Raw genomic sequence first — 22,722 nt, forward strand, 5'->3', positions numbered from 1 at the left:
GTAGCGCTTAACGGGAGAGGTCGGGGCCGCTGTTGTCGCGGTCGCGGCTGGTGGCGCGCTGACGGGCGGCGGCCAGGCGTTGTTGTTGGCGTAGCCAGTCTTGGTGGTCGACGGTGCGGGCGCGGCGCAGTTCGTCGCGTTTGTCGGCCAGTCGCAGCGCGAGTTGGTCGAGGTCGGTGACGGGCTGCTCGCGGGCGATGTTGTGTTGTGCGGCGGCCAGGTTGGTGTCCAGTCCGAATGCGGGCCGGGGGTCGTGTTCGGCGGCCTCGCTGATGGCGTCCTGGGCGGCCCGTGTATCAGGGGCGATGACATATAGGTGCGCCTGGCTGCGGGTCGCGGGTGCCAGTTGGGTTCGCTCGGTGGGGGTTTCGGCGAGTAGGTGGATGCGTTCTGCGCGCGGGTTGTCGCTGTATTGGTCTGTGGATTGGGCGTATCCGAGTTCGATCTGGGTGTGGGCGTCGATGGTGATGGTGATCGACGGGTCATCCAGGAGGGTGGCCGCTGCGGTGTGTGCGCTGTCGTCGAGTGCGGTGATGCGCCAACGTCCGCCGGAGGCGATGGGGGAGCCGTCGGCGGCGGCGATGGGCGCGGTGGTGGTGATGATGTCGCCGACGCCGAGCTGATGCCAGCCGACGGGGTGGCGCTGGCCCCCGCGTTGGTCGTGGATGCGGGTGTTGAGTTCTGCGGCCAGGGCGGGGGTGGTGACGATGACGGTGTCGAGCCCTTCGGCGAGATCGCGTTGGTGGGCGTCGATGGCCGCGCGCTGGGCGGTGGGCATGTCGGCGGCGGCGGTGAGGTTGCCGCGTTCGGCGAGCTGGCGGGCGGCGTCGCGGCGCAGTTGCGGGTCGGCGGCCAGCAGTCCGCTGGTGTCGGCTTCGGCGGTCTGGGTCCAGGGCAGCTCGGCAGCCAGGGTCTGGAATTGGGGTGTGGCGGCGGCTGTTTCGATGTCGCCGGCAAGGACGAGTTTGGCGTGTTCGCCGCGGGCGTCGGCGGCCAGGGCGTGAAGTTGGGGCAGGTCCCAGGTTGCGGCGTCGGGGACCAGGACGGTGGCGGCATCGAGGGTGCCCTGCGGGATCTGGTCGGCTCGGTATCCGGTGGGTGCCAGGCCGGCGGCCAGCGCGTCGGCGACGGCGGTGTCGGTGGCGGCCACCACGACCAGGGGCCGCTGCTGCTGTTGGGCGGCGGCCGACAGTGCCCGCAGCACTGGCTGGGTGGCGGCGCGGTCACCGGTCAGGACGTTGACGGTGTAGGGGGAGCGGCCGAGCATCGCGGCGGCCTCGGCGTGTGTTTCGGTGATGCCTTGGGCGGCCACCGAGAGCCGTGGTGTGCGGGCGGGGCGCGCGGCGGCGTCTTCCAGGAGCGTGTATTCGAGCCGGGTTCGGGTCAGTTCGTTGACGATGTGTTGTTCGTCGGCGGCACGCTGTGTCTGGGCGAAGGCCAGCGCGGCGGTGTGTTCGGCGGCCCGGATTTGGCTGCTGGTGCGCGCCAGCTTGTCGCGAGTGTCGGTGATCAGTTGGGTGTCGTCATCGGCGGCTTGCTGCACGAGTTGGTTGAGCAGATCGTCGGTGACGGGGCGCGCGCCATCCAGGAAGGTCTCTAGGTCGGCGCGCGCTTCGTCGAGCAGTTGACGGGTGCGCTGCTCGGTGGTGATGGCTGTCTGCAGCTCGCGTTGGGCGGGATGGTCAGCGTCGAGCTCGCCGCCTGCCGGGGTGGCGCGGGCGGCGTCATCGAGGCGGGCCTGTGCGGCGTGCAGGTCGCGGTCGGCGCCCAGCCAGTCTTGGTAGGCGGCGGTGATCGCCTCGTGGTGGGGGGCCTGGCGGCGCAGTTCGGCCAGCAGTGCCGCGTATTCGTCGCGCAGGGCCGCCAGGTGCGGTGTAGCCCAATGGCTGGGGTCGTTGTTGGCGGCGGTGAGTTCGTCGAGCTGCTGGTGCAGGGCGCGTTCGGATTCCCAGAGCGCCACCAGATCCGGTGCTGCAGGCTCGGGGCGGCGCGGGGACAGGTCGGCGAAGTCCAAGGATTCGTATTCGTCATCAGTCAGGTACGGCTCGGCCTGGTGCAGTTCGTCCTCGGGCGGGGCCAGGTCTTCGAGGCTGGACAGGTAGTCGTCGTCGGCGCTGTGGTGATGCGTCGGCTCGGGGGCGGCAGTGGGTGCGGCCTGCGGGTCGGGGAAGTGCGCGGCGGCTTGCTCGTGTTGTTCGGGTGTCAGCGGCGGCTCGATATCGCCGTGGTGCAGATCGACATCGGGGATCGGGCTCAGCAGCAGTTCCACACGCCAGGTCAAAGCTTGTGCCCATTCGTTGGGCCGCACATGGTTGCCGTTGGCGCCGGAGACGAGCAGATCGTGTGCGGCGTCGAGCAGTTCGGTGGGCCGCCACTGTTTGGGGTCGGCCGAGTCGACGGCGGCGACCAGGGCGGGCCATGCGGGGTCGGCGAGGGTGTATTCGGCGACGGCGGGGCCCAGGAGCCTATATAGGTGTGAGGTCCAGGCGGGGCGTTGATACGAGTGCGCGCTGGCCGCCGAGGCGGGGGCCAGTTCACGCGAGAGGCGCCACCACAGGGCGGCTGCGGGCATCTCGTCGGGCAGGGGCCGGTCGGCGACGGCGGCCAGAAGTTGGGGCACGTTCAGGCCTGCCCGGTCGGCGGCATCGAGGTGCTCGGCCAGGTCGGGCCAGTACGGATCGGTGAGGATGCGTGGCTCGATCCGTTTGATGGCATCGCGCCAGCCGTGCTCGTCGGTGACGACTTCGTGCAGTCTGCTTTCGACCGCGGCCTCAAGTCTTTGTTGGTAGCGGCGGGTGGCCACGGCGTACTGCTTGGGTCCGGTGATGCGCCGGTCGCTGTCTTCGACGCCGAGCGCGGCGCGCCAGACCGCGACGCGTGCGGTCAGCTCTGGGGCGACGGCGTGCAAGGCGCGTGCCCAGACCGGGACAGTGGCCGCCGTCCAGTTCATGGCCTGCTCTTGGACCTCTGCGGCCAGTTCGCGCACGCGGGCGTGCCGGGCGCCGAGGTAGTCGCGGATCGGCGCGGGCAGCTGCCTGGGGATGGTGATCATCCAGGGCAGCGGGCCGCCATCGAGGTTGCCTCGGATGCGCCAGTGCAGCACGGCCGCGACGTCGTCGGCGCTGTCGAGTTCGCGTTCGTCGATCGCGTCTTTGAGCTCGCGCAGGGTTTCGGCGGCCGATCCGTTCTCGATCGCGATGAGTGCGAGCTGCTTGCGCAGTGCGGGCCAGGCTTCCCATTGGGTCAGTCCGGGCAGCAGTTTTTCTGAGCCGCTGTCGATCTGGGCCATCACTTCGGGGCCGACGTGGTGCTCGGCGCTGGAGCCGACAGCATCGCTGTAGGCCGGTGCGGCGTGGGCCAGGCGCAGGAACGGGTTGCGGGCTTCGCGGGCGGCGGTGGTGGCGGACTGCTGGGCGCCGTCGTGCGCCAGGATCGACGACAGCACGTCCACGGCGGTGTCGGGGACGACGGCCTTGCGGCTGACGATTTTGTGCGGGTCGTGTTCGGCGGTGGAGAAGTAGATGTGGTTGTTGAGGCGGCCGCGGGTCATGGCCACGTACAGCAGTTGGCGTGTCAGGGTGGAGGCTCCGACGAGGTGGCAGCTCATCACGGTCATGCCTTGGGCGGCATGGACGGTGGCCGCGTAGCCGAGGCTGACGTGGGCGGCGGCGTAGTCGGCGGGCAGGTGCACGGTGCGGCCGGGTTTGTCGTCGTTGCCGAGCAGCTGCACGGTCAGGGCGCCGTCTTTGTGGACCTCGCGCACCAGCCAGCGGTACCGGTTGCGGACGTGGTCGGTGCGCGAGAGCGGCAGCCAGCGCGCGTTCTTGCGGGTGAACACGATGTCGCCGGCGTAGGCGGTGCTGCCGTCGCGCAGCGCGGCGGCGCGGCCGGTGATGCCATCACGGGCGATGCGGTCGGCTTGGGCGCGGTCGTTGAGTTCGGCGACAGTTTCGGTGGTGGGGGCGAGCATGATCGTGTTGATCCCGGCGGCCCGGTCGGCATGCCAAGCCTTGTAGGCCATGTCGGCGGCGGCCGCATCGGAGCCGATGTGTACCCGGTCGTGGTCGATGTAGAAGCCGATGCCCGCGGTGTCACCGTCGCGCAGCGCGAGGCCGGCGGCGCCTTCGGCTTGGTCTTTGAACCGCACGAGGGTGGTCAACGTGATGGCGCCGGTTTCGTGCGCGATGTCGCGCAGCACACCTCCGGCGCTGATGGAGGCGAGCTGCTGATCATCGCCAATGAGGACGACGGTGGCGCCGCGCGATTGCGCGTGGGCGACAAGCACATCGAGGTCCAAGGTTCCGGCCATGCCTGCTTCGTCGACCACGATGAGGGTGTCCCGGCCGACTTCGTCGAACCATTTGGGTGTGGGCTTGTCCGGGTTCTGCACGCAGAACACGTATTTGGCGAGGGTGTCGGCGACGGAGTGAATGTCGTCGCTGAGGACTTTGGCCGCCGAGGCGGTGGGCGCCAAACCGAGGACGGTACCGCCGCTGTCGGTCCAGGCGCGGCCGAGCACGTTCATGCTGGCGGTCTTGCCGGTGCCCGCCGGGGCCAGGCACAGCCGCACGCGGGCGTGTGAGGAGCCCAGCTGGCGGACCATGGCGGCCTGGCCCGCGTTGAGCGCGAAATCGTTGTTGGCGGCGTGTTCGAGCAAAGCCATCTCGATGGTGCGGTGATCGAGGCTGCGCGCTCCGCTGGATTTGGAGGCGGCCACGATGCGTTTTTCGGCGGCCATGATCTCGGCGGAGGTGTACATGTCGGTGCCGTGCGTGGTGTACACCGATTCGCCGTTGCGCCGGCGCAGGTAGTCCGGTTCGTTGAGGTCGCCGTCCAGCGAGCTGGAGGCGACACGCTCGGATTGGTTTAGGGCCGCGGTGGTGAGGCGTTCGGCGATGTCGCTTTGGTGGGCAACGCCTTCGGCGCGGGCGATGCGCCAGGCTTCGGCGTGCACGTGCGCCCACTGCCATTTGGCGCGGGTTTGGGCCAAGGTGTCCAGGATCGCGGCGCTATGTTCGGTGACCCATTCGTCGCTGACGCGCTCCAACAGCTGCTCGTGTTGGCGATCGAGGGTATTGGTCAGCATTTCGGCCAGCGCGTGTTCGGAGCCCAAGATGCGGACGGCTTCTTCATGCCAGGTGTGGCGCTGCTCGGCGAAGGAGCGCGGTGACTTCTTGGCTTGCCGTGTTTCCAGGGTGGCGCGCTGGGACAGGTCGTAGGCCTCGGCGGCGGTGGGTTCGCGTCCTACTTCTTGCTGGAATTTGACGGTCAGTTGGGCGAGGCGGTCGTCGATCATTTTGGCGCGTTTGGACCAGAACTCGATCAATTCGCGTGAGATACCGACGATCTCGCGGATGGGCCGCTTGCCGGGCTCGGTGGGCATCTCGGCGAACTCCACGCCCAGGAATTCGATCATGTAGGCCTCGAACCGCGAGTTGTACGTTTCGGACATCGCGACGATGGATTTGTAGAAGGGCCGCCCGTCCATGGCGAGCCATCGCGGGATGCCATCGGTGCCGGTTGCCAACACTTTGTTGCTCAGGGCGACGTGGGTGTGCAGGTTGGGATCCCCGGCGCGGGAGTCACGGTGAACGAACGCGGTGCCGATGAATCCATGGGTGTCGACCTGTTGGATTCCGCCTGACCCCATGCGCGAGAACAGGGCGTTTTCCTCCCCGGATCGCAGCGCGTCGCGCCAGGCCATCTCGTGGGCGAGTTCGATCTGTTCGCGCACCGGGGTGGGCGCCACTGCCCACAAACTGGCCGCCGATTTGACCGGGGTGAATGTGACATCGTTGCCCGCGACGGCGGTGGTGGCGGGCCGGGATTGCTTGGCGATGAATCCGGCGAGCTCGCGCTGATCGGGGGCGCGGCCGTACTGCTTGGTGAACATGTCGGTGGCCACATCGGTGCGGATGAGTGCACGCATGTCGGGTTCGACTGCGGCATCACGGGGTTGGCCGATGCTCTCGTTGTAGGTGCTGAACGCCTCGGCGCATGCCTTGCGGTATTCGGAGGATCCGGTGTAGATCGGGAACGGTCGGCCAAGGTTCCCGATAGTTTTCGCGACATCTGGATGTATGCCTGCGCCAACAGCTTTGGTGGCGATCTTCTCGGCATTGGGATGCTGTCCGAGGCCGAACAGTGCCTTCATTTGGTCGGCGGTGACTTCCGAGCCTTCTTCGACAATCCAGTCTTCGAGCTGCTCGTCGGTCAGTTCGCGCCCTACTGGTTGGTGCAGTGCGGCAAGCCCTGAGCCGATCCACTGGCCGGGCGATTCGCCTTTGGCGTGGTAGTAGTCCGCTAAGGCCATGCGGCCTTTCTCCGTGCTGTCGTGCACGGCGACTTGCCGGGTCAGGTATTCGTACCCGTCCCCGGCTGTCAGTTTGTGACAAGTCGCGGTCACAGAACGCATCGTAGCAGGCGTTATCATTTCGTGACCTAAGTGCAAGAGGTCTGTGGGTCTTGGTCTGGCTGGGGAGGGGTCGTCGGGGTCGGGGTTTGTAGAAGTTGGGGGTAGGCGATGTTGCGATGAATGGGAGAGGCCGTGGGGTCTGTCGAGGAGCAACGGTTAGGTCTGATGAGGAGGGCTAGGGAAATGGCAGGTGCAGAGATTTCGGCTCGCCGGCGCGCGAGCGACCGCGTGCTGGCCAAGACCGCGGAGCGTAGGAAGAAACAAGAGCGGATCGAATCGGCGATGCAGTCGTTTTTCCTTCTGGAAGACGAGGCGGCGTCCGATCGCGCCGAGTTGAAGGACGCGTTGGAGAAGCTTGCGGGGCTAGAGAAGCTGCGCGAGCGGGTCAGCGAGCTGCAAGAGCGCGAGTCGGGCCGGGTGCTTGAGCAGGCCGGTCAGGTGAAAGTGCTTCTGGAGGAAGGACAGACACAGGGCGACATGATCGAGCTGCTGGAGATCAGTCGCGGCGAGCTGCGCAAGCTGCTCGACGCGCTGCCACAGCAGGCGCCGGAGAGGAAGACCGAAGCACCACCGGCCCCGGCGCCAGCGCCGGTGGAACCGGAGGTAGTTGAGGTCGCGACGGAAGCGGCGCCGGTCGCGTCGTGACCGACCGCGCCGAGTTTGTCGTCGATCCCGTCGCGCATCGCCGGGAGATCGCTCGGTTTCGGGCCAAGGTAGTTCAAGGCCCGACACCGAGCGATTGCGATATCTGGACAGGGGCTATCGCTGATAGTGGTTACGGCCGGTTCTGGGTGAACCGGCCGAGCGGTCCTGTCGTTATCAGCGCGCACCGGTACGCGCTGGCGTTAGAGCTTGGCGTGATTCGGGCGGGCGACTGCGCCCGTCATGTCACGTGCGATAACCCGGTGTGTGTGCGGTCGCGGCGCAATGATGGCGCGCCTCACATTGTGATCGGCACCCAGTTGGACAACATGCTCGACATGGCCCGCAAGGGCCGGGGCGGTCGGCACCTTTTCATGTCGATGCAGGCGCGGGCGGCACGAGCACGCGCGCTACGCGCGGCCGTGTCGGGCGGCTGGAACGACGCCGCGGTGCGGGCCGCGTTGTTGGAGACCGGGGAGCCGACACTTTTCGATTGACCGAGCCTGGGTTAGGCGCTGGGCCACTTCTCGAGTAGCGATTCGAAGGGTGGCCCAGACTCGTTGGGGCTGCATGAAATGTGACAACGCCGAGAGCGGGCGGCCCAGGTCTCCGGGTGGAGGTGGGCCGCCCGCTGTGGGCTGATGGCTAGGCGGGGCTGGCGGTGATCCGGGCCATGATGGCGTCGTGCTCGGCTCGGGCCTGGGCGCGCTGGATCTCGTAGTTCTCCATGAGCTCGGCGTGCTCCTCGGCCCGTTGGATTACCCAGCCGCCGTGCTCGCCGTCGGCCTTGGCCAGATCGTTTCTGGCTGTGGCGAGTGCGTAGGCCAGGCTAGCTGTGAGTGCGCTGGCTGCGGTTGTGACGGCGATGTCGCGGATCTTGGCGAGGTTGGTCATGGTGGGGTCCTTTCGTTTTGGGCGCTGTCGGTCAGCGCTGGGTGCGGTGGACTCGGGCGAGGGTGGCCCGTCAACCCCGAAGAGTCCGGGTGCGGGCGTCGGCGGATTTGTGGCCCGCGAGCGGCAGCGAGTTGGTAGGGCCACAAATGTCCTCCGCCGCCGACACCGCACCCGGATGTGGGTTGACGGGCCGGGGTCCCCGGTCGAGTACGCTGCGCCACCCTGCTGACTGAATAAAGGTGAGCGGCTACGGATTGGGCGACGCGTCAGCGGCGACCGTGTCGGTCGCGCGGGGCGCGCCGACTCCCTCAGCGAACTGAGGTCACGTGCAGCGCAGTTCGGGATCGTGCACGCCCTAGTGACCGAACTGCTACTGGGCCGCGGGCCCGGTGTCTGAATCCAGCACGGCGCGAATGTCCTGGGACGAGACGGTGTCGTTCTCGGCGGCCATCGTGGTCAGGCGGGCAAGGGCGGCCAGGGCCATGTCGCGCTCTGACTCGGCCTTCTGGCGCAACTGGTGTGGAGTTTGGCCGGCGCGGTGCGCCACGGTGATCACGTACTCGCGCGAATCACGCTTGTCGTAGACGGCGTACTCGACGTAATTGGGGGCGTCGGGGTTCTCGGCGAATGAGGCGCGGGCTCCGGCCAGCAGCGTGTCAGCCATATACAGGGGTAGGTCAGCGCTCATCTGGTTGCCGGGCCCGAAGCTGCGCATCAGCACTTCGTGCTCGTCTTCCAGATAAGCCTTGGCGGCACGGATCTTGGCGGCCGCCGTCTTGGACCGGCAACGCGAATCATGGGGGATGTGCATCATGATTTGGTGCGGACGGGCTCCGGTGGCATCCATCATCGCCTCGGGATATAAGACGCCGATGGCGCTGGTGAGCGTCACGACAACATCCATAGGTAGCGGCAAATTGAATGCGATCGTCGTGGGCGCAACGGCAGGATCGGGTATCGGTGGCGTGCTCATGCAGCCACCTGCTCGGCGGCCGGTTCGGTTGGAGTGCTCAGGCCTGCGCGCTGGAGGATTCGGCGTAGCGCCTTGGGTGTGACGCCAAGTCGTGCGGCCATCTGGGGTGCGGTGAGTCCTTGGCGGTGCATGCGGCGGGCGGCTTCGGCGCGTTCGGGCTCGATGAGGTGCAGGTCTGCGCCGTCCTCGGTGACGTGGTCGACGGCCAGCCAGTCGACGGTGTCGGTATGCAGGTCACTGGTCCGCATGATGGGGTTCCTCAGGGCTGGAATCGGTTTCGGAGAGAAGGTCGAAGGCGTCTTCTTGGCCTTCGGGTGGTGACGGGATCTCGGGTAGGGGTTCGCCGCGTGTGATGCGGAGCAGCTCCAGTAGGTAGGGCTCGCTGTTTTCGACGCGCTCGACTGACCAGCCGCACTTGGTGAGGTAGTAGCGGCGTTTCGTGTCAGGCATGAATGAGCGGTAGGCGGCATCGGCGTTGGACCAGTGCTCGTCGGCGCGGTCGAGCCAGTGCCAGCCGCGCAGCCTGTGATCGGTGTCGCGCAGGACCCAGCCGGGCGTGCGCGGCCGGCTGTAGCGCAGTTGCACGACGCGTTCGTACTCGGGCGCGCTCAAGGGTGCGGTGAACATGCTCAGGCCTCCTGATTCCAGATCGGCTTGTACGGGTCGAGCATTTTGAGCACCCAGTCGGGTACCTGGTCGGCGCGGTTGGCCGTGCCGTCGATGGGCCGCCCGGGGACACCGGTCTTGAGGATTCGTGGTCCCCAGAACTGATAGACAGGTTCGGCTTTGCCCTGCGTCCATTCGCATTCGACGCGTACGGGCAGCAGCTCGACCTCGGGCCGGTAGGCCGTGGAGGACACGCGTTGCGTGTTCTCAGGGCAGTGCACGGTCACTTTCCATTTGTGCTCGATGACAACGTGAGTGGGCATCGGTCAGTCCTCCTTCGTGGTCGCGTGGTTGGTGTCGGCTTCCTCGACGACGACTACGCCGATGGGCTTCTTGTCGATGAGTCCGCCGGTTGTGGCGTAGACGTGGTAGACGGCGTTCGGGAGGGTCTCGGTGAAGACGGCACGCGGTTCGGCGTTCTGGATCTCGACCAGCGCGGCGGCCAAGACGTTGCGTAGCGTCGCTGGTCGCAGCCATTCCCATGCGGGTTCACTGTCGGGGCGGCCGGGGTCGTAGATGGCGGCGGTGTAACGCTTCTCGTCGGGATCTTCGACAAGGACCTCGGCATCCGGGTCGTAGTCGGCCGCGGTAACTGTTACGTCGCTGCGGTCGATGACACGTCGGGTGCCGTGGTCGTCAAGCTCGTCTACTTGCTCGTGGACCTTCCACGCCGGGGCGGGCTGGTAGTTGTCCGGGACGAGTACACGCTTGGTTCGTTCGGCGAGCTCGGTCCATTTGAATTCGAGAGTCTTCATGAGGCGGCCTGCTCTTTGGGCGCGGCGGTGACGGCGGCGAGGACTTGGGCGGCGCGGTCGCGGCCAACGAAATGCGTCCAGGCTCCGGCGGCGTTGGCCGCCGCTGTCGGCACGAGCACGGCGTGGGTGACGCGGCCGCTAGGAGAGTAGGTGATTACCAGGCGCTGCCCGGGACGTTCGTAGATCGTCGTCGTTTCGCGCTGACCGCTGCGGTAGTGCCGCCAATGATGTTCTTGCGACACCTCGTTGATCCGCGCCCAGTCGCTGGTGTCGGGGTCGACTTCGTGATCGGTGGTGCATTGGAAGGCCGTCAGGTTCACGGCAGCTGTTGATTCGTCGTCTTCTTCTACGACGATGTCGGCGCCTTCGGTGCCGTTAATTCCGATGACGAGGCGGCCGGTTCCGTCCTCGTACATCTGCACGATGACACGTTCACCGTCGCTGCGTTCGTATTCGATGGCAGGGAAGTGGCCATACATGTCGTCGATGAGGTTGTCGAGCTTCGGCGCGGGCCAATGGGCTTGGAAATCGTCGGTGGCAGTCACAGCTGGTGCTCCTTCTGTAGCGGGGTTGTCGGTCACAGACCGGGGCGGTTGATCGCTTCTAGAACTTCGTTGGCGGCGTTGGTGACGTCGGTCAGGTAGCGCATCGCTTGGTCGAAGACACCGGCTTCGAGGTCCGCGAATTCGAAGGCGGTCCACACGCCGATGAGCCCGAACCTCTGTGCGGGGCACTGCCGGTTGAGGATCCGCACGTGGTATCCGAGGCCGTCGATGGAGTCGGCGACGAACATGTCGAGCGTGAGGCGCGGATCGGCGATGAGCACGCGCTCGGCATACGCATCCGCGATGAACTCAGCGAGTTCGGCGGTCGGGGTTGTGCTGTGCGGAAGCAGCGGGTGTCCGTAGACGGGCAGCTTGTCCATGACGGTGTCGGCACCGATGGCGAAGATCCATTGCCGGAGAGCTTCGGCGTCGATGTCGAAGGGTTGGATGTTGCAGGCCCGTGCGGCGAATGCTGCTCCCGCGGGCACGAGATCGGTCAGGCTGGCGGTGGTGCCGAGGTAGGAGCGGACGGTGTCGCGCTCCCTGCGTAGTTGCGCCAGCTCGCGATCGGCGGTGACGACGATCGTTTGTACAGATGCGCCGACGGTGGCCAGGACTCGGAGCAGCTCGTCTATGTGGACTGTGTCGGTTTCGAGGATGTCCTGGATGTCAGCCCACTGCGCGTGGCTGCCAGGAATGCTGCGCAGGATTTCCCTCAACAGGTAGCGCGCGTTGGCAGACAGTGTGGTGGTCTGGGGAGCGCTCATCGTGCACGGCCTTTCGTGGCTCGGTAGGTGTCGATGGAGTAGCCAATTGACCAGCGCAGACCTCGGTAGGCCCAGCGCTTGCCTGGGTGCTTGCGCAGCTCGCGCAGGCTGTGACGCAGGTTGTCGCGGGCCTCCGCGCGGCGCAGCGGGTCATGGAAGGCGCGTACGACGTCCCGGTTCGGTGGTGCATCGTCTGCCCAGATGGCCAGGTTGACAGGGCAGTTATCGATGTCTGGGCAGTTGCACCAGTCGGGGCTGTCGTCGGGGTAGTGCGGGCTTTCGGGGCACTCTCCGCCGCCGTTGGCGCCCTGGCAGTTGTACTCGCGGCAGTATCCGCATGGGGCGCCGAGGTATTCGAGGTCGTCGTAGTAGCGGTCGCCGGTGTATCCGTCGTTGGTGGTGCTCATCGGGCGCCTGCTTTCGTGTCGAGCAGGTGCGGGTTGCAGCGCCAGCACTGCTCGCTGGTTTGCCTTGGTGCGGGCAGGGCGTCGGAACCGAAGTAGTGATAGGTCAGGTGCCACAGCTCGGTGGCGGTGGTGATGCCCTCGATGTAGCGGGCCACGTCGGCGTAGGCCACGGCTTGCTTCTCGCATTCGGCGGCCTGCTCCTGGTGGTCGTCGGCGGCCGCGGCGTGGTCGGCGGCCAGGCGGTCGCGGTGACGCTCACGTGCTTCGTCGGCGCGGCGGCGCCAGTAGTTGGCGCTGGAGGTATGTTGTTCGGCCTCTTGGTTTTTCCTGGCTTCGGTGGTGCGATAGTGCAGGGCTAGCTCGTCGGCGCTGGCGGCGAGTTGCTGGTAGTCGTGGCGGCTGCTGCGTTCTTCGGTGGTGAGGGTCAGGGTGATCACTGGTTGGTCTCCTTGGTGGTGTGGCGGTGTTTGATGAGTTGGTTGCGGCGGGTCCAGATGTCGCGCAGGTTGCCGCGGAAGTAGCCGGTGGCGTAGTCGGTGAGGTCTTCGACATCGGCCATGGCTTCGGCCATCTGCTGCATGCGGATGCCGTGCTCGAGGAAGGCGCGGCGGTAGGAGTCGTCGAGTACTTCGCCGGCGTGGAAGCAGGCGGTGGTGCCGTAGCCAACGACGTTGGTGTAGGCGTTGGCGACGTGCAGGGTCAGCCGGTGGTAGCGGCTGCCTTGGCCGCCGACTGTCCATTCGCGGGGCATGCCGGGGAAGCTCTCTCCTGCTGGGGGCTGCTTCTTGGCGGCCGCGGCGATGATGGTGGGGTTGGGGTCTTGTCCGTCGGCGGTGACGGCGCGGATGATCTCGATGGCCCAACGGGTTTGGGGGTTCCAGATGTCGTCGTCGTGGACGTAGGTGAGGATCTGTTGAACCTCGGCGGCGGTCAGCCACATGAGCGCTCCGAGCAGCTGCATTTCGGAGTTCCAGCGGTTGGTGATGATTTCAGCTTCGATGTCCTCGGGCAGGGAGGCGTCGGGGTTCCAGTCGTCAGCGGGGTTGGCGGCCGCGGCGGCGTTGATCGGGACCACGTTGTCGCGGGCGTGTGCGGCGCTCATGCGCGGCTCCTTTCGTCTCGGGCGGCCAGTTCGGCTTGGTGGTGCAGTTCGTAGATGGGCTGGTATCTCTTGAGCGGCTTGTAGATTCCGAAGTCGTAGATCGTCAGGAAGGCGGCGATGCCGACGATCAGTTCGAGTGCGGTGATCATTGCTCTGGCCTTCTACGCGGCGAGGGCTTTGATGCGGTCGGGCCGGAATCCTGACCAGTGGTCGTCTCCGGCGACGACGACGGGGGCTTGCTGGTAACCCAGAGCCATGACGTAGTCGCGGGCTTCGGGAACCTCGGTGATGTCCACGACGGCGTACTCGATGCCCTGGCGGTCGAGGGCTTTGTACGTTGCGTTGCACTGGACACATGCGGGCTTGGTGTAGACGGTCACCGGGTTATTCATGGCCTTTTCCTTTTCGTGTGCGGTTGTTTTACGCTGTGCCTCAATTTTATTACCAGCAAATTCGATGCTCAACATTTTTAACCTCTTTATTTCTGTGAATTTGTTAAGGTCTCGGCGTGTCGTTTGCAAAGTCTCTTTGTTGAATTCTTGCCGGTTGGTGCTAGGCTGCACGCCCCTGCTTGGTCTGGTTTGACACCCATTTCTTTTGCCTTCTGGCATTGGAGATAAAGACCGGCATTAGGGGCCCAGAGCACAACTTCTGATCGGAAAAGTTTTCCGCGTGAGCCGGCGCGGAGCGCCTTGGCGAACTTGGGAGAGCGGAAAAGTTTTTTGAGCCCTTGGGCCGAAGCGGCTTGCCGCTGAGTCAGTGGTTGTGCGTCGGGCACCGCCGGTCAAAATCGGAAGGCCAGAAGGCAAAAGAAGGGTTTGAGCCCGGGCGGCCCTGGCCGTCCGGTCCTTAGAATCGCCGAGCTTGCCTCGGCGATCAGAGAGCGCGAAGCACCATCAACGTAACCACCCTGGGTTGGGGGGGTCGGTGGGTGAACTGGTGCCCGGACCTGCTTGTCGGTAGCGTTTTTTACGGTGCCTATATCGTGAACGAATGTTGTTATTGGGAGGGTTGTTGAATTGTCGCAATATGCGTGCATTCAGCGTCGTTGGTAACGGCATTTGAGCGTCCTTTATCGGGGTTTAGATAGGTGCGGTTGTTTCCGGAAGATAGGTTTCGCGGATAGGCGTAGGGAATTGGTGACCGCCTGCTGGCCGGGCTATGGTGGGCTCCGGCCAGCAGGCGGGGTGCTGGGGGGTTAGGTGAGGTTTTGGAGGGCTAGCCCTGTGGCCTGGGCGGTGAGCTTGTGGGCCTGGTCGAGTAGGTGGCGGATCTCGGCGCGGGCGGTGTCGTTGGTGCTGATGGTCCGGCGGCGGCTGAGGTAGATCCGGGCGTTTTCCAGGGCCGTCTGGGTGTCGTAGAGGCTGTCGAAGAACTGGCGGGATGTGGTGACCTGGGGGTTGTGGGCGAGAGCGGTCATGGTCTTGTCCTTTCCGTTTGGGCGCTGTCGGTCAGCGCTTGGGTGCGGTGGACTCGGACGAGGGTGGGCTGTCAACCCATTAGAGGTTGGGGGCGTGTCGGCGGATTTGTGGCCCGCGAGCGGCAGCGAGTTGGTAGGGCCACAAATGTCCTCCGCCGCCGACACCGCGCCCGGGCTCGGGTTGACAGCTCGGGCCCCCGGCCGAGTACGCTGCGCCACCCTGCTGACTGAATAAAGGTGAGTAGCTACGGATTTGGACGCCGTCAGGCGGCCGGGCGTCGGACGTGCTTAGTGCGACGACGTGTTGTGATCTGGGGGTTGCTATTTCAGGTCGGGTACTTGGTGGGTCGTTGTCGAGCTGCGTGTGCGGCTGCCTCGTGCGCTGAGAGGTTGGCCGCACACGCAGCTCGGTGGTCAGATGAGGTTCTCGATCACCTGCTTGTAGGCGGCCTGGTTTGAGTTGGTGGCGTGGCGCAGGTGGTCGTGGATTGCGGTCACTGCCTGTGGGTTGGCGGCCGCGAGGCGATCTGCTGCTTTGTGGGCGCGCTGGATTGCGTCGTCGAGTGCCTCCAGGGTGTTGAAGAGTTTGGCGGCGGGGCTGGCTCTGAAGGAGCGGAGTGCGAATTTCATGGTGGCTTCTTTCGGTTGGTTGGTATTGCGCGATCTACGATTCGGCCGCCGTGAGGTGGCCGTCCGCCGGTCGCGCGGGATTGCGCCCGCGCGACTCGACGATCGAGGGTGGGCGGTCAGAGGGTGTGGTGCCAGCACTCGATTGCGGTGTGGGCAGCGGCCACGGGGTCGGTGAGGTCAATGTCGGCGGAGGCTTGGACGGCGGGGATCTTCTGCTTGCCGTCATGGCCGACGAGCACGGTGTGGCGGCCCTGCTTGTCGCGGATTACGCGTAACACGGGGCTAAATCCGGGGCAGTCGTTACTGAGCCGGATCGTCTTGGGGTCCTGCAGGCCGATGTCGAGCGGGTACTCGTCTTGCTCGGGGTTGTGCGATTCGGCTTCAGCGATGAAGGCGGCCACGAACTTCGACGGGAGCGGGATGCATTTGCCGACAATGGGTCTGGCTTCTGGCTGGAGTTTCTCGGCGGCGGCGATGATGCGTTCGGCGAGTTCGATGGTTTCCCTGAGTTCGCCGATCAGTTGTCGCCAGGTTCGCCGGGGCTCGTGGTTGGTGACGACATGGGCGACGTGTTCGTCGTGGATGGGCCAGAACCAATTCCCGGGGGTTTCGGCGTAGGCGATCAGGTTTCCGATCGGTCGGGTGCGTGAGGTATCGGTATGCAGGAAATTCATGGTGTCCTCCTTGTGGACTATTTCTTGGTGAGGGGTCGGGGTAGCGCGGCGCGGGTAGGTCAGTGGCGGGGACCTCCTGTGGCGGCGGCTGTCTGGGCGCCGAGATAGTCGGCGATGGCGGCGCGGGGCAGGTGGTAGTTGACGGTGCCGCCATCCCAGTTGAAAAGTTCGTGGGGCACGCGGCTGACGGCGCCGACGAGCTGCTCGTCGGTTTCGTGCCCTGCCGGGATCACCCGGTCTGTGCCGGTCTGCAGATCCTGCAGATCGTGCTGGGTCATGAAGTCGTAAACGACTCGGGCAGCTTGCTTGGTGATGGCTTCCTGGATCTGGATTTCCTGGGCCAGCAGGTCGGTGAGGATGGGGTCGGGCTGCATTGTCATCGGGGGTGTTCTTTCAGGGCGTTAGAGCGGGAATCAGCGGGCGGAAACGAGGTGGTGGGCGGGGGTGTGGTGCGGGCCGCTGGTCGGTCCGCACCAGCCCGCTCACTTAGGCGGCCGCTCCGTGGAGGGTTTCGACTACGGCGCCCACGAGGTCGCGGGCGGCCGGTGGGGTGACGGCGTTTCCGGCCAGGCGAACCTGCTCGCGGCGGTTGCCGAGCATGGTGTAGCCGTCGGGGAAGTCCATCGCCGCCACGATTTCTCGGGGTTCGAGCATCCGGAAGTAGACGTCGTTGACGTCGATGGTGGGACGCCCTGCTGTGAGCAGCGATTGGTGTCCGGAGGTGGTGACGGTGCGGATGTACTCGCTGACGGGCGTGCTCATTTGGCCCTGATCGCCGCGAGCGGTGTTGTTGCGCATGAGCAGCGCGTGCTTTTCCATCGCGGTGACGGTCGGCAGGGCGTCGTCGCTGGTGCGGGTGCCGCCCTTGCCGTAGTACGAGGTGACCAGGCCGTGGTGGTTACCGGAGGCGGCGACGGTGGACAGCGGGTCTGCGACGGCGCGGGCGTCGCAGCTGCCGCCGCGTAGCTCGGCGATGAACGGCGCGAACGCCACACCGTCGGTTTCGCGGGTGGTGCGGGTGCTCATGGCTTCGGCGAGGCTGGCGGCTTCGTCGCGCCATGTTCCGCCGCAGGGGACCAGCAGGCCGGTTTCGTTGCGGGTGGTCATCGTGCGCAGCGCTTCGGACATTGGTGTTGCACCCTTGCCTTCGCGTCCTTCCACGGGGATCGCCAGGGCCTTGGACATCGTGGTGTGCACGGTGCGCAGCGGGTCGCCGGTGGGCCATGCCCGCATGTAGCCGTCGGGGCGGCCGTAGGCGGGGTGGCGCGGATCGGCGGCGTCGTAGGTGTTTCCGGCGGCCTCGACCAGGACCGGTCCCCAGTAGCGTTCGATCCCTGCGCGGATCCGGGTCATGGTTTTGTCGGCCAGCGGACGCTTGCGGTCCCCGAGGCGGGTACCGACCAGGCTCCAGTCGATGATGTCAGCGGCCGGACGGTAGAGCGGCTCAACGATCTGGTTGCGGCACTTCACGTTCGGGCACCGGTAGACGTATTGACTGCGGTACTTGCCCCACGGTGCCCGGTCCAGTCGCTTCCAGGACTGCAGGGCCCGGATCGGGCCGCATTCGGAGCACACGGCGTTGGGGGAGACGACGCGTGCCAGGTCGGGACGCTTGTTTTTGGCCTTGGTCCACACGATGTAGATCCGGTCGCGGGACTGGGGTGCACCTGTTCCGAACAGCTGGGCGTGCATCGAGTTCAGGTAGACGATCTGATCGACGTAGCCCAGCGACCGCATGGCCATCAGCCAGCTTTGGAACGGCGGCCAGAGGTAGACCTCGACGACGTTCTCGACGATGACGGCCGCGTAGTCGTGGTACTCGGCGAATCGTACGACGTCCCACATGGTGGCGCGCGAACGTTCGGCGGCCTCGTCGGGCAGGGTTTCGCCGAACAGGTCTGGTTGCGCGTCTTGACGGCGTTTGCCCTGGGCCACAGAGTGTTTGGTGCATGAGGGGCTGGCCCACAACAGATCGGTGTTGCGGAAGACGCGGGGGTCTATTTGGCTCAGGTCCGCGCAGATATGGTCGGCGTCGGGGTGGTTGGTGTTGTGGGTCTCGATCGCTAGCTGCCAGTGATTGCTGGCGACGGCGACCTCCACACCTGGAACGCTGATCGCGCCGGTACTTGAGCCGCCTGCGCCGCAGAACAGGTCTGTGAGGGTCAGTGTCATGGTCCGCTCCCGAATGTCGTTGGTGCCCATTTCTTTTGCCTTCTGGCATTGGAGATAAAGACCGGCATTAGGGGCCCAGAGCACAACTTCTGATCGGAAAAGTTTTCCGCGTGAGCCGGCGCGGAGCGCCTTGGCGAACTTGGGAGAGCGGAAAAGTTTTTTGAGCCCTTGGGCCGAAGCGGCTTGCCGCTGAGTCAGTGGTTGTGCGCCGGGCACCGCCGGTCAAAATCGGAAGGCCAGAAGGCAAAAGAAGGGTTTGAGCCCGGGCGGCCCTGGCCGCCCGGTCCTTAGAATCGCCGAGCTTGCCTCGGCGCACAGAGAGCGCGAAGCACCATCAACGTAACCATCACGCCAAGTCTCGGCGCCGGATTACTGGAGCCAACTCGTTGATCGCGCTACAGGGTGTGATCCCGGCGTCGAGCAAGTCAATCCCGCGAATGTCGCCGGCGCAGCTCCTCCAGTAGCTCGGCTGTGGAGAACTCTGAAATGCGGCGCAGTGGGTCTGCCTCGATCCCCGCGGCCGCGAGAACGCGGGACACCTTAGAGGTGAAATCGACATAGGCATGGGCAGCATCGCCGATATAGGGGCGGGGCTGTCTCAGCTCAACAACCAGGTCCTTATTCATCGACTCCAGTACCTTGGCCAGGTATTCGGGGCATTCGGCTCTGGGGCGCATACCGGCTCCATCGGTAGTTCCATGAGAGGGCAAACCAAGATCAGCTGGCATCGGTGCACGGCGCAGAAAGGTGCTGGCGAAGTGACGCCCAGGTGTCGATCTGCGGGTTGGCGTTGAGTAACTGACGCAAGTTGCTTAGCGTCGCCTCATTCACGTTCCAATCGGCGAGCATCGAGAAGATATGAGGGAAACGAACCTGGGCGTCGGCGTTCAAGTCCAGATGCGCCGGCCTCTGCAGCGGATCCAGAGCGTGACGTGGGAATCCCCAGCCGAGTCGACGTGACTCAGAGACGGATTGCGCCAGCGACTCCCAGGTAATCATGTAGGGAACCTCGTCACGCGGCAGCTCGATAGCAAGGCCCTCTCTGATTGCCGCGCACACGGTGTCGGCATCCGGTTCGGTTGGTCCGGGCATCCCAGGCTCCTTCATCGTCATCGGCTCGCCAGGACTACGCCGGGCCGGGGCCCCAATTTGGGTGCCAAGTGATTCGGTGAACGTCAGCTATAGGATCTACGACCCCCGCATAGGCATCCAGCACGCCCAGGACGACACGGCTATCGGTCCCTTTGCTTTGATGCAGCAGGCACACCACCGGGCGGGGCTCCTTGGTTTCGAGATCCGAGCCGCTGTCTACGAAGATTCCTGGAGCTAAGGGCGCGACGTTGATCGTCGTCCAATCGGCATCAGTCATACGTGAATTCTGCACCACCAAACCGACAGATTCACATGTGCCAACAGCAGCGAGATCGACTATCGGGCTGAGGATTAATACCCACCAGCCCAGCGGGGCTTCTTATCGTTAGGCCATTTGACGTCGAAGCAGAGTTTGCCTTGGAAGTTGCGCTCGGTTTTGGACACGGTGGGATGGGCCGCTACTGAGGGCATGGATGGGATCATGCTGTACGGCTTGTCGAGCCCTGCAATGGTGTCGTCGATGCGATATTCGAGGTCGGCGTTGTCGGCCGCAGTGAAGATCCTCAGTTGCGCAGCGGAGGCCGCTGCTCCGCTGTCGTAGCAATGAGTGCCAGCGTCAAGGAGTTGCATCAACGGCTCATAGGACACGGATGCCTCATCGAGCTGGCGCTGGAGGTCATCTATCCGATTTTCAACGTGGGCACCGCCGAGAGCGATGCTCACGATGACGATGAAAAACCCTACGAAGAGCAATATTTGCAGACCGCGGACATCGGTTTGGACTTGACCTTTGAGGCGCTCAAATTGCGAGCTGTCGATTGGTGGTGGGGTCGTACCGATTTGCTCGGGGGTTTGGGTTCCGGTATCGCTCACCTGTGTTTCCTATCTGGTTGACGTGCGCTGGTCTTGCCGTGCTCGTAGTGTGCGCTCAAAAGTGCCGTCGCCACTACTGGCACATCGGCGATGAGTAGCCGCGAGGGAATCCCGACGATGGCGACTGTGTGGGCGGTCATGTCGATTCGGATTTCGCCGTCGGCCCACGGTTGGGCAACAAGCGGTACGCGGACACACCGGCCGCCGAAGCCGTCCGGTTCGACCCGCGGCAGCTCAACGATGGCGTAGCCCCGTTGGCGAAGCGCATCAGGCAGTACGGCCGCGATCCTGGCGGCAACCTCGGCGGGGGTAAAGATGACGGGCCGCTCGTGGAGGGTGAACTTCTCGATGACGACGGTGCCGAGAAGGTTTGGGATGCTGCCCACGAGGTCCCCAACCGTGTGCTGGATGCGGAGAGCCTGCTTTGTTCTCACGCACCCAGTGTATCGAACAACCGTTCGATACACTGGGTGGAAATGGCTCTATTTGTGCCGTGACCTAATGGGGGTCAGAACATCTGGACGGGCTGCCACGAGGCGCTCTCGGTGTGGATTAACGCCAGGTCAGGGTCACTGGGGAAGGGGAACCATCGCGCGACTTGGTATTGATGATCGGACCTGTGGCCGACTAGCGCGTCAGGGTTCATCTGTATGACCCGGTGTCCTTGGTCATCGAGTACTGCGGCGAGGGAAGCTGGGCCCCCGTGGAGCAGCAGGTCCCCAGGTTGAGGAACGATCGGGATGTCGGAGTCGTCGGCCTCGTCCGGCAGACCGGACCACTGGATGCCATCCTCGCTACCGGTGAATTCGATGTCACCCCACTGGTCACTTTCGTGCCGGATCCGGTATGGGGGAAAGTACTGCTCGGCGACGGCCACGACCTGCGGGCCGGTCGGCATTTCAGCGGCTTGCTTCGTGGGCAGCTTGGCGGCGATCCGGCCCAGCTCGGTGTCGATACGTCGGAGGTCAGTATCAATCCATGCAACAAAAGGTGGGGAAGCATCTTGTAGGCCAATGGCATTGGCTAGCAAGATCGCCCACGCCAGGTGGAAGCGATGGTCTGAGAGGGCACCAAGGGTCTCGGCGCGGCGGAGGGCGTGACGGAAGTTCCACACGCCTTCGAGCGGGTCGATGCGTGATTCCGCGTTGTGATAGATCTTGCGGTCGCTTGCATGTCGGGACCATTCTGCGGTAGCTCGGCGAGAGTCAGGGCCTTCTTGCATGAGCAGGAGGGCCATGTGCTCGCGTGCGAGCCGCGTAGCGGCGACAGGGAAATCGCAGCCCGGTGGCGGCACGGATGCCCTTCTGCCCCAGTATGTTTCGGGTGATGTAAGCGCGGAGTTCTCAGCTAGCGACTTTTGTGGGGGGACCTTCGCGAACGGTAGCGCGAGTACGTCGGCGTACACGGGCTCGCCGGTATCGAGGGTGACGCCGATGACGAGATGCTCGCTTGCGCGCGGATTGACCGGTGCCCGAAGGGCTTCGAGCTGGCGACTGTTGAGCAGCTTGGAAGCGAGCAGGGCGATATGCGCGTGGAACATGTGCACACCTGCAAGGGCCCGCAGAAAATCTCCCGTCCAGCCCGTGGGAAACAACGCACTGTTGGCCTTGGCGAAGGCGGTGTCATATTTGCCCAGCAGGTCTGCCGTGATTTCTGTGTCGGCACCATTCTCGATTTCACCCTGCCGCGACGCCGACGGGCCGCCCCACCCCGCGAGTACGTCCATGGACGTACTACTCGTTCCCAACCACTGTTCTCGAACAACTCGGAGGTCGTGGCCGAACGCCAGGGTGTTGCGAATCTCAGTTGCCATACGCCGACTGTAGACCCAACGACGCCATCCGGCAATGCCCGGTGATATCCGCTTACCAGGTAGAGACATATTCATATCCCCGGTGACGCCCGGTCTGGTTTCGTGGCCGCGTCAACCTGCTGCGCTGCTGGAGTTGCTAAACCCGGCATCTTGGACACAGGACCTCGGGCCGGTTCCCTAATTCTCATTGAATCTGGGGTAACCCGACACGCATAACTGCAGCCCGGCACGTCGCGGACCAGCACTGATCGTGAATCTGCCTCAGACCAAATGAGAATTCGGTGCGGTTGCCTCAGATTGAATGACAATGCCCCGGGTCGTTTTTGACAACGGACAGCCAAAATCGGTACGACGTTCCGAGCCCTGCGGCAATGCCGCTTCGTCGAGATGATGCGCACGAACTGATACGTGCGCGAATACACTTGTCCCCCAAGCCCACATCTAAACGTCACAGTGACGTTTAGATGTGGGCTTGGGGCTGACGGCGGGGCGGGCCGACGCGCACTCAATTCACCATTAGCGGCCGGTGGCGCGCCAACATCCGAGTGAGCACGCGGGACTATGCGCGCGGGCTGGGCGCGGTGACAATGTCGCGCGGCCCATACCGCAATACCTCAGTCTGTGAATCACGTTGTATTACAACCGATTACGGCATCAATCGCCTGTTCAGCTAATTGCCGATATGTCGTATTATGTCCGATAATTTGTTGATACGCTCTCTACCAACAGGTTTAGACCGCGTGATAACGCCGCAAATATGTCCGGCTAATTCTAGCATAGCTCGGTCAGGATCATCTTCGGATATCCGTGGCCCCTCTACCCCCGTTGCCCCACCCCGCGCGGCCCGCCGGTGGCCCCGGAATCCGGCAGCGGGGGGGGGGG

The 22,722-nt window shown here is 64.7% G+C and carries 27 protein-coding genes; 2 read left to right on the forward strand and 25 right to left on the reverse strand.

Features of this window, described 5'->3' with window-relative positions; all coding sequences use genetic code 11:
* Window positions 1-7: 7 nt before the first annotated feature.
* Entirely contained in the window at window positions 8-6,406 is a 6,399-nt protein-coding gene (gene mobF, locus B4383_RS22325) for a MobF family relaxase (RefSeq protein WP_176138422.1), read from the reverse strand.
* A gap of 192 nt (window positions 6,407-6,598) precedes the next feature.
* On the opposite strand from mobF, the gene B4383_RS22330 reads away from it, so the two are divergent.
* Window positions 6,599-7,060, forward strand: coding sequence for a hypothetical protein (locus tag B4383_RS22330; protein WP_078293522.1), 462 nt, complete (start codon window positions 6,599-6,601; stop codon window positions 7,058-7,060).
* A complete protein-coding gene (locus tag B4383_RS22335) occupies window positions 7,057-7,554 on the forward strand; it encodes a hypothetical protein (RefSeq protein ID WP_078293524.1) in 498 nt (165 codons plus the stop codon). Before B4383_RS22330 ends, B4383_RS22335 begins: the two co-directional genes overlap by 4 nt.
* Window positions 7,555-7,702: 148 nt before the next feature.
* Here the strand turns inward: B4383_RS22335 and B4383_RS22340 are convergent, their stop codons facing one another.
* The 24 genes from B4383_RS22340 to B4383_RS22445 form a co-directional block, all read right to left on the reverse strand.
* Window positions 7,703-7,951 (reverse strand): hypothetical protein, encoded by a 249-nt coding sequence (locus tag B4383_RS22340; protein WP_078293526.1) that lies wholly within the window; start codon window positions 7,949-7,951, stop codon window positions 7,703-7,705.
* Window positions 7,952-8,321: 370 nt separating this feature from the next.
* Window positions 8,322-8,924 carry a hypothetical protein gene (locus B4383_RS22345; protein ID WP_078293528.1) on the reverse strand — a complete coding sequence of 201 codons (603 nt, stop codon included), beginning with the start codon at window positions 8,922-8,924 and terminating at the stop codon, window positions 8,322-8,324.
* Entirely contained in the window at window positions 8,921-9,172 is a 252-nt protein-coding gene (locus B4383_RS22350; RefSeq protein WP_078293531.1) for a hypothetical protein, read from the reverse strand. The genes B4383_RS22345 and B4383_RS22350 overlap by 4 nt, the downstream gene beginning before the upstream one ends.
* Window positions 9,159-9,551, reverse strand: coding sequence for a hypothetical protein (locus B4383_RS22355; protein ID WP_078293534.1), 393 nt, complete (start codon window positions 9,549-9,551; stop codon window positions 9,159-9,161). Before B4383_RS22355 ends, B4383_RS22350 begins: the two co-directional genes overlap by 14 nt.
* Window positions 9,552-9,553: 2 nt before the next feature.
* Window positions 9,554-9,853 carry a hypothetical protein gene (locus B4383_RS22360; protein WP_078293536.1) on the reverse strand — a complete coding sequence of 100 codons (300 nt, stop codon included), beginning with the start codon at window positions 9,851-9,853 and terminating at the stop codon, window positions 9,554-9,556.
* A 3-nt stretch (window positions 9,854-9,856) separates the two neighbouring features.
* Window positions 9,857-10,345, reverse strand: coding sequence for a hypothetical protein (locus B4383_RS22365; protein ID WP_078293539.1), 489 nt, complete (start codon window positions 10,343-10,345; stop codon window positions 9,857-9,859).
* Complete coding sequence (locus B4383_RS22370) at window positions 10,342-10,890, reverse strand: hypothetical protein (protein WP_078293543.1); 549 nt, start codon at window positions 10,888-10,890, stop codon at window positions 10,342-10,344. The genes B4383_RS22365 and B4383_RS22370 overlap by 4 nt, the downstream gene beginning before the upstream one ends.
* Window positions 10,891-10,922: 32 nt before the next feature.
* Entirely contained in the window at window positions 10,923-11,657 is a 735-nt protein-coding gene (locus B4383_RS22375; protein ID WP_078293545.1) for a hypothetical protein, read from the reverse strand.
* Window positions 11,654-12,064, reverse strand: a complete 411-nt coding sequence (locus B4383_RS22380; protein WP_078293547.1) for a hypothetical protein — start codon at window positions 12,062-12,064, stop codon at window positions 11,654-11,656. Before B4383_RS22380 ends, B4383_RS22375 begins: the two co-directional genes overlap by 4 nt.
* Window positions 12,061-12,501 (reverse strand): hypothetical protein, encoded by a 441-nt coding sequence (locus B4383_RS22385; protein WP_078293550.1) that lies wholly within the window; start codon window positions 12,499-12,501, stop codon window positions 12,061-12,063. Before B4383_RS22385 ends, B4383_RS22380 begins: the two co-directional genes overlap by 4 nt.
* On the reverse strand, window positions 12,498-13,166 hold the full coding sequence (locus B4383_RS22390; protein WP_078293553.1) for a hypothetical protein: 669 nt from the start codon (window positions 13,164-13,166) through the stop codon (window positions 12,498-12,500). The genes B4383_RS22385 and B4383_RS22390 overlap by 4 nt, the downstream gene beginning before the upstream one ends.
* Complete coding sequence (locus tag B4383_RS26810) at window positions 13,163-13,315, reverse strand: hypothetical protein (RefSeq protein WP_176138423.1); 153 nt, start codon at window positions 13,313-13,315, stop codon at window positions 13,163-13,165. The genes B4383_RS22390 and B4383_RS26810 overlap by 4 nt, the downstream gene beginning before the upstream one ends.
* 12 nt (window positions 13,316-13,327) lie before the next feature.
* On the reverse strand, window positions 13,328-13,558 hold the full coding sequence (locus B4383_RS22395) for a redoxin NrdH (RefSeq protein WP_078293555.1): 231 nt from the start codon (window positions 13,556-13,558) through the stop codon (window positions 13,328-13,330).
* Window positions 13,559-14,364: 806 nt separating this feature from the next.
* Window positions 14,365-14,586, reverse strand: a complete 222-nt coding sequence (locus tag B4383_RS22400; RefSeq protein WP_078293557.1) for a hypothetical protein — start codon at window positions 14,584-14,586, stop codon at window positions 14,365-14,367.
* A 414-nt stretch (window positions 14,587-15,000) separates the two neighbouring features.
* On the reverse strand, window positions 15,001-15,216 hold the full coding sequence (locus B4383_RS22405) for a hypothetical protein (protein WP_078293559.1): 216 nt from the start codon (window positions 15,214-15,216) through the stop codon (window positions 15,001-15,003).
* A 116-nt stretch (window positions 15,217-15,332) separates the two neighbouring features.
* Window positions 15,333-15,890 carry a hypothetical protein gene (locus B4383_RS22410; RefSeq protein ID WP_078293561.1) on the reverse strand — a complete coding sequence of 186 codons (558 nt, stop codon included), beginning with the start codon at window positions 15,888-15,890 and terminating at the stop codon, window positions 15,333-15,335.
* Window positions 15,891-15,949: 59 nt separating this feature from the next.
* Window positions 15,950-16,270, reverse strand: coding sequence for a hypothetical protein (locus B4383_RS22415; protein ID WP_078293564.1), 321 nt, complete (start codon window positions 16,268-16,270; stop codon window positions 15,950-15,952).
* Window positions 16,271-16,376: 106 nt separating this feature from the next.
* Entirely contained in the window at window positions 16,377-18,092 is a 1,716-nt protein-coding gene (locus B4383_RS22420; protein ID WP_078293566.1) for a DNA cytosine methyltransferase, read from the reverse strand.
* A gap of 395 nt (window positions 18,093-18,487) precedes the next feature.
* Window positions 18,488-18,739, reverse strand: coding sequence for a hypothetical protein (locus B4383_RS22425; protein WP_078293568.1), 252 nt, complete (start codon window positions 18,737-18,739; stop codon window positions 18,488-18,490).
* A gap of 40 nt (window positions 18,740-18,779) precedes the next feature.
* The gene (locus tag B4383_RS22430) at window positions 18,780-19,154 is read right to left on the reverse strand and encodes a hypothetical protein (protein WP_078293570.1); all 375 of its coding nucleotides are present in this window, start codon (window positions 19,152-19,154) and stop codon (window positions 18,780-18,782) included.
* A gap of 34 nt (window positions 19,155-19,188) precedes the next feature.
* Window positions 19,189-19,431, reverse strand: coding sequence for a hypothetical protein (locus B4383_RS26470; protein WP_139360984.1), 243 nt, complete (start codon window positions 19,429-19,431; stop codon window positions 19,189-19,191).
* A gap of 74 nt (window positions 19,432-19,505) precedes the next feature.
* Window positions 19,506-20,027, reverse strand: a complete 522-nt coding sequence (locus B4383_RS22435; RefSeq protein ID WP_078293572.1) for a hypothetical protein — start codon at window positions 20,025-20,027, stop codon at window positions 19,506-19,508.
* Complete coding sequence (locus B4383_RS22440) at window positions 20,024-20,461, reverse strand: hypothetical protein (protein ID WP_286150724.1); 438 nt, start codon at window positions 20,459-20,461, stop codon at window positions 20,024-20,026. Before B4383_RS22440 ends, B4383_RS22435 begins: the two co-directional genes overlap by 4 nt.
* A 74-nt stretch (window positions 20,462-20,535) precedes the next feature.
* Entirely contained in the window at window positions 20,536-21,840 is a 1,305-nt protein-coding gene (locus tag B4383_RS22445; protein ID WP_139360985.1) for a hypothetical protein, read from the reverse strand.
* Between the last annotated feature and the right edge of the window lie 882 nt (window positions 21,841-22,722).

This window comes from Mycobacterium sp. D16R24 (assembly GCF_002013385.1).
Taxonomy (GTDB): Bacteria; Actinomycetota; Actinomycetes; order Mycobacteriales; family Mycobacteriaceae; genus Mycobacterium.

Excerpts from the sequence above, each read along its gene's own strand:
- B4383_RS22330 (WP_078293522.1), top strand. The coding sequence starts at position 6,599 with ATGGCAGGTGCAGAGATTTCGGCTCGCCGGCGCGCGAGCGACCGCGTG.
- B4383_RS22340 (WP_078293526.1), bottom strand. The coding sequence starts at position 7,951 with ATGACCAACCTCGCCAAGATCCGCGACATCGCCGTCACAACCGCAGCC.
- B4383_RS22345 (WP_078293528.1), bottom strand. The coding sequence starts at position 8,924 with ATGAGCACGCCACCGATACCCGATCCTGCCGTTGCGCCCACGACGATC.
- B4383_RS22350 (WP_078293531.1), bottom strand. The coding sequence starts at position 9,172 with ATGCGGACCAGTGACCTGCATACCGACACCGTCGACTGGCTGGCCGTC.
- B4383_RS22355 (WP_078293534.1), bottom strand. The coding sequence starts at position 9,551 with ATGTTCACCGCACCCTTGAGCGCGCCCGAGTACGAACGCGTCGTGCAA.
- B4383_RS22360 (WP_078293536.1), bottom strand. The coding sequence starts at position 9,853 with ATGCCCACTCACGTTGTCATCGAGCACAAATGGAAAGTGACCGTGCAC.
- B4383_RS22365 (WP_078293539.1), bottom strand. The coding sequence starts at position 10,345 with ATGAAGACTCTCGAATTCAAATGGACCGAGCTCGCCGAACGAACCAAG.
- B4383_RS22375 (WP_078293545.1), bottom strand. The coding sequence starts at position 11,657 with ATGAGCGCTCCCCAGACCACCACACTGTCTGCCAACGCGCGCTACCTG.
- B4383_RS22380 (WP_078293547.1), bottom strand. The coding sequence starts at position 12,064 with ATGAGCACCACCAACGACGGATACACCGGCGACCGCTACTACGACGAC.
- B4383_RS22390 (WP_078293553.1), bottom strand. The coding sequence starts at position 13,166 with ATGAGCGCCGCACACGCCCGCGACAACGTGGTCCCGATCAACGCCGCC.
- B4383_RS26810 (WP_176138423.1), bottom strand. The coding sequence starts at position 13,315 with ATGATCACCGCACTCGAACTGATCGTCGGCATCGCCGCCTTCCTGACG.
- B4383_RS22395 (WP_078293555.1), bottom strand. The coding sequence starts at position 13,558 with ATGAATAACCCGGTGACCGTCTACACCAAGCCCGCATGTGTCCAGTGC.
- B4383_RS22400 (WP_078293557.1), bottom strand. The coding sequence starts at position 14,586 with ATGACCGCTCTCGCCCACAACCCCCAGGTCACCACATCCCGCCAGTTC.
- B4383_RS22405 (WP_078293559.1), bottom strand. The coding sequence starts at position 15,216 with ATGAAATTCGCACTCCGCTCCTTCAGAGCCAGCCCCGCCGCCAAACTC.
- B4383_RS22410 (WP_078293561.1), bottom strand. The coding sequence starts at position 15,890 with ATGAATTTCCTGCATACCGATACCTCACGCACCCGACCGATCGGAAAC.
- B4383_RS22415 (WP_078293564.1), bottom strand. The coding sequence starts at position 16,270 with ATGACAATGCAGCCCGACCCCATCCTCACCGACCTGCTGGCCCAGGAA.
- B4383_RS22420 (WP_078293566.1), bottom strand. The coding sequence starts at position 18,092 with ATGGGCACCAACGACATTCGGGAGCGGACCATGACACTGACCCTCACA.
- B4383_RS22425 (WP_078293568.1), bottom strand. The coding sequence starts at position 18,739 with ATGCGCCCCAGAGCCGAATGCCCCGAATACCTGGCCAAGGTACTGGAG.
- B4383_RS22430 (WP_078293570.1), bottom strand. The coding sequence starts at position 19,154 with ATGCCCGGACCAACCGAACCGGATGCCGACACCGTGTGCGCGGCAATC.
- B4383_RS26470 (WP_139360984.1), bottom strand. The coding sequence starts at position 19,431 with ATGACTGATGCCGATTGGACGACGATCAACGTCGCGCCCTTAGCTCCA.
- B4383_RS22445 (WP_139360985.1), bottom strand. The coding sequence starts at position 21,840 with ATGGCAACTGAGATTCGCAACACCCTGGCGTTCGGCCACGACCTCCGA.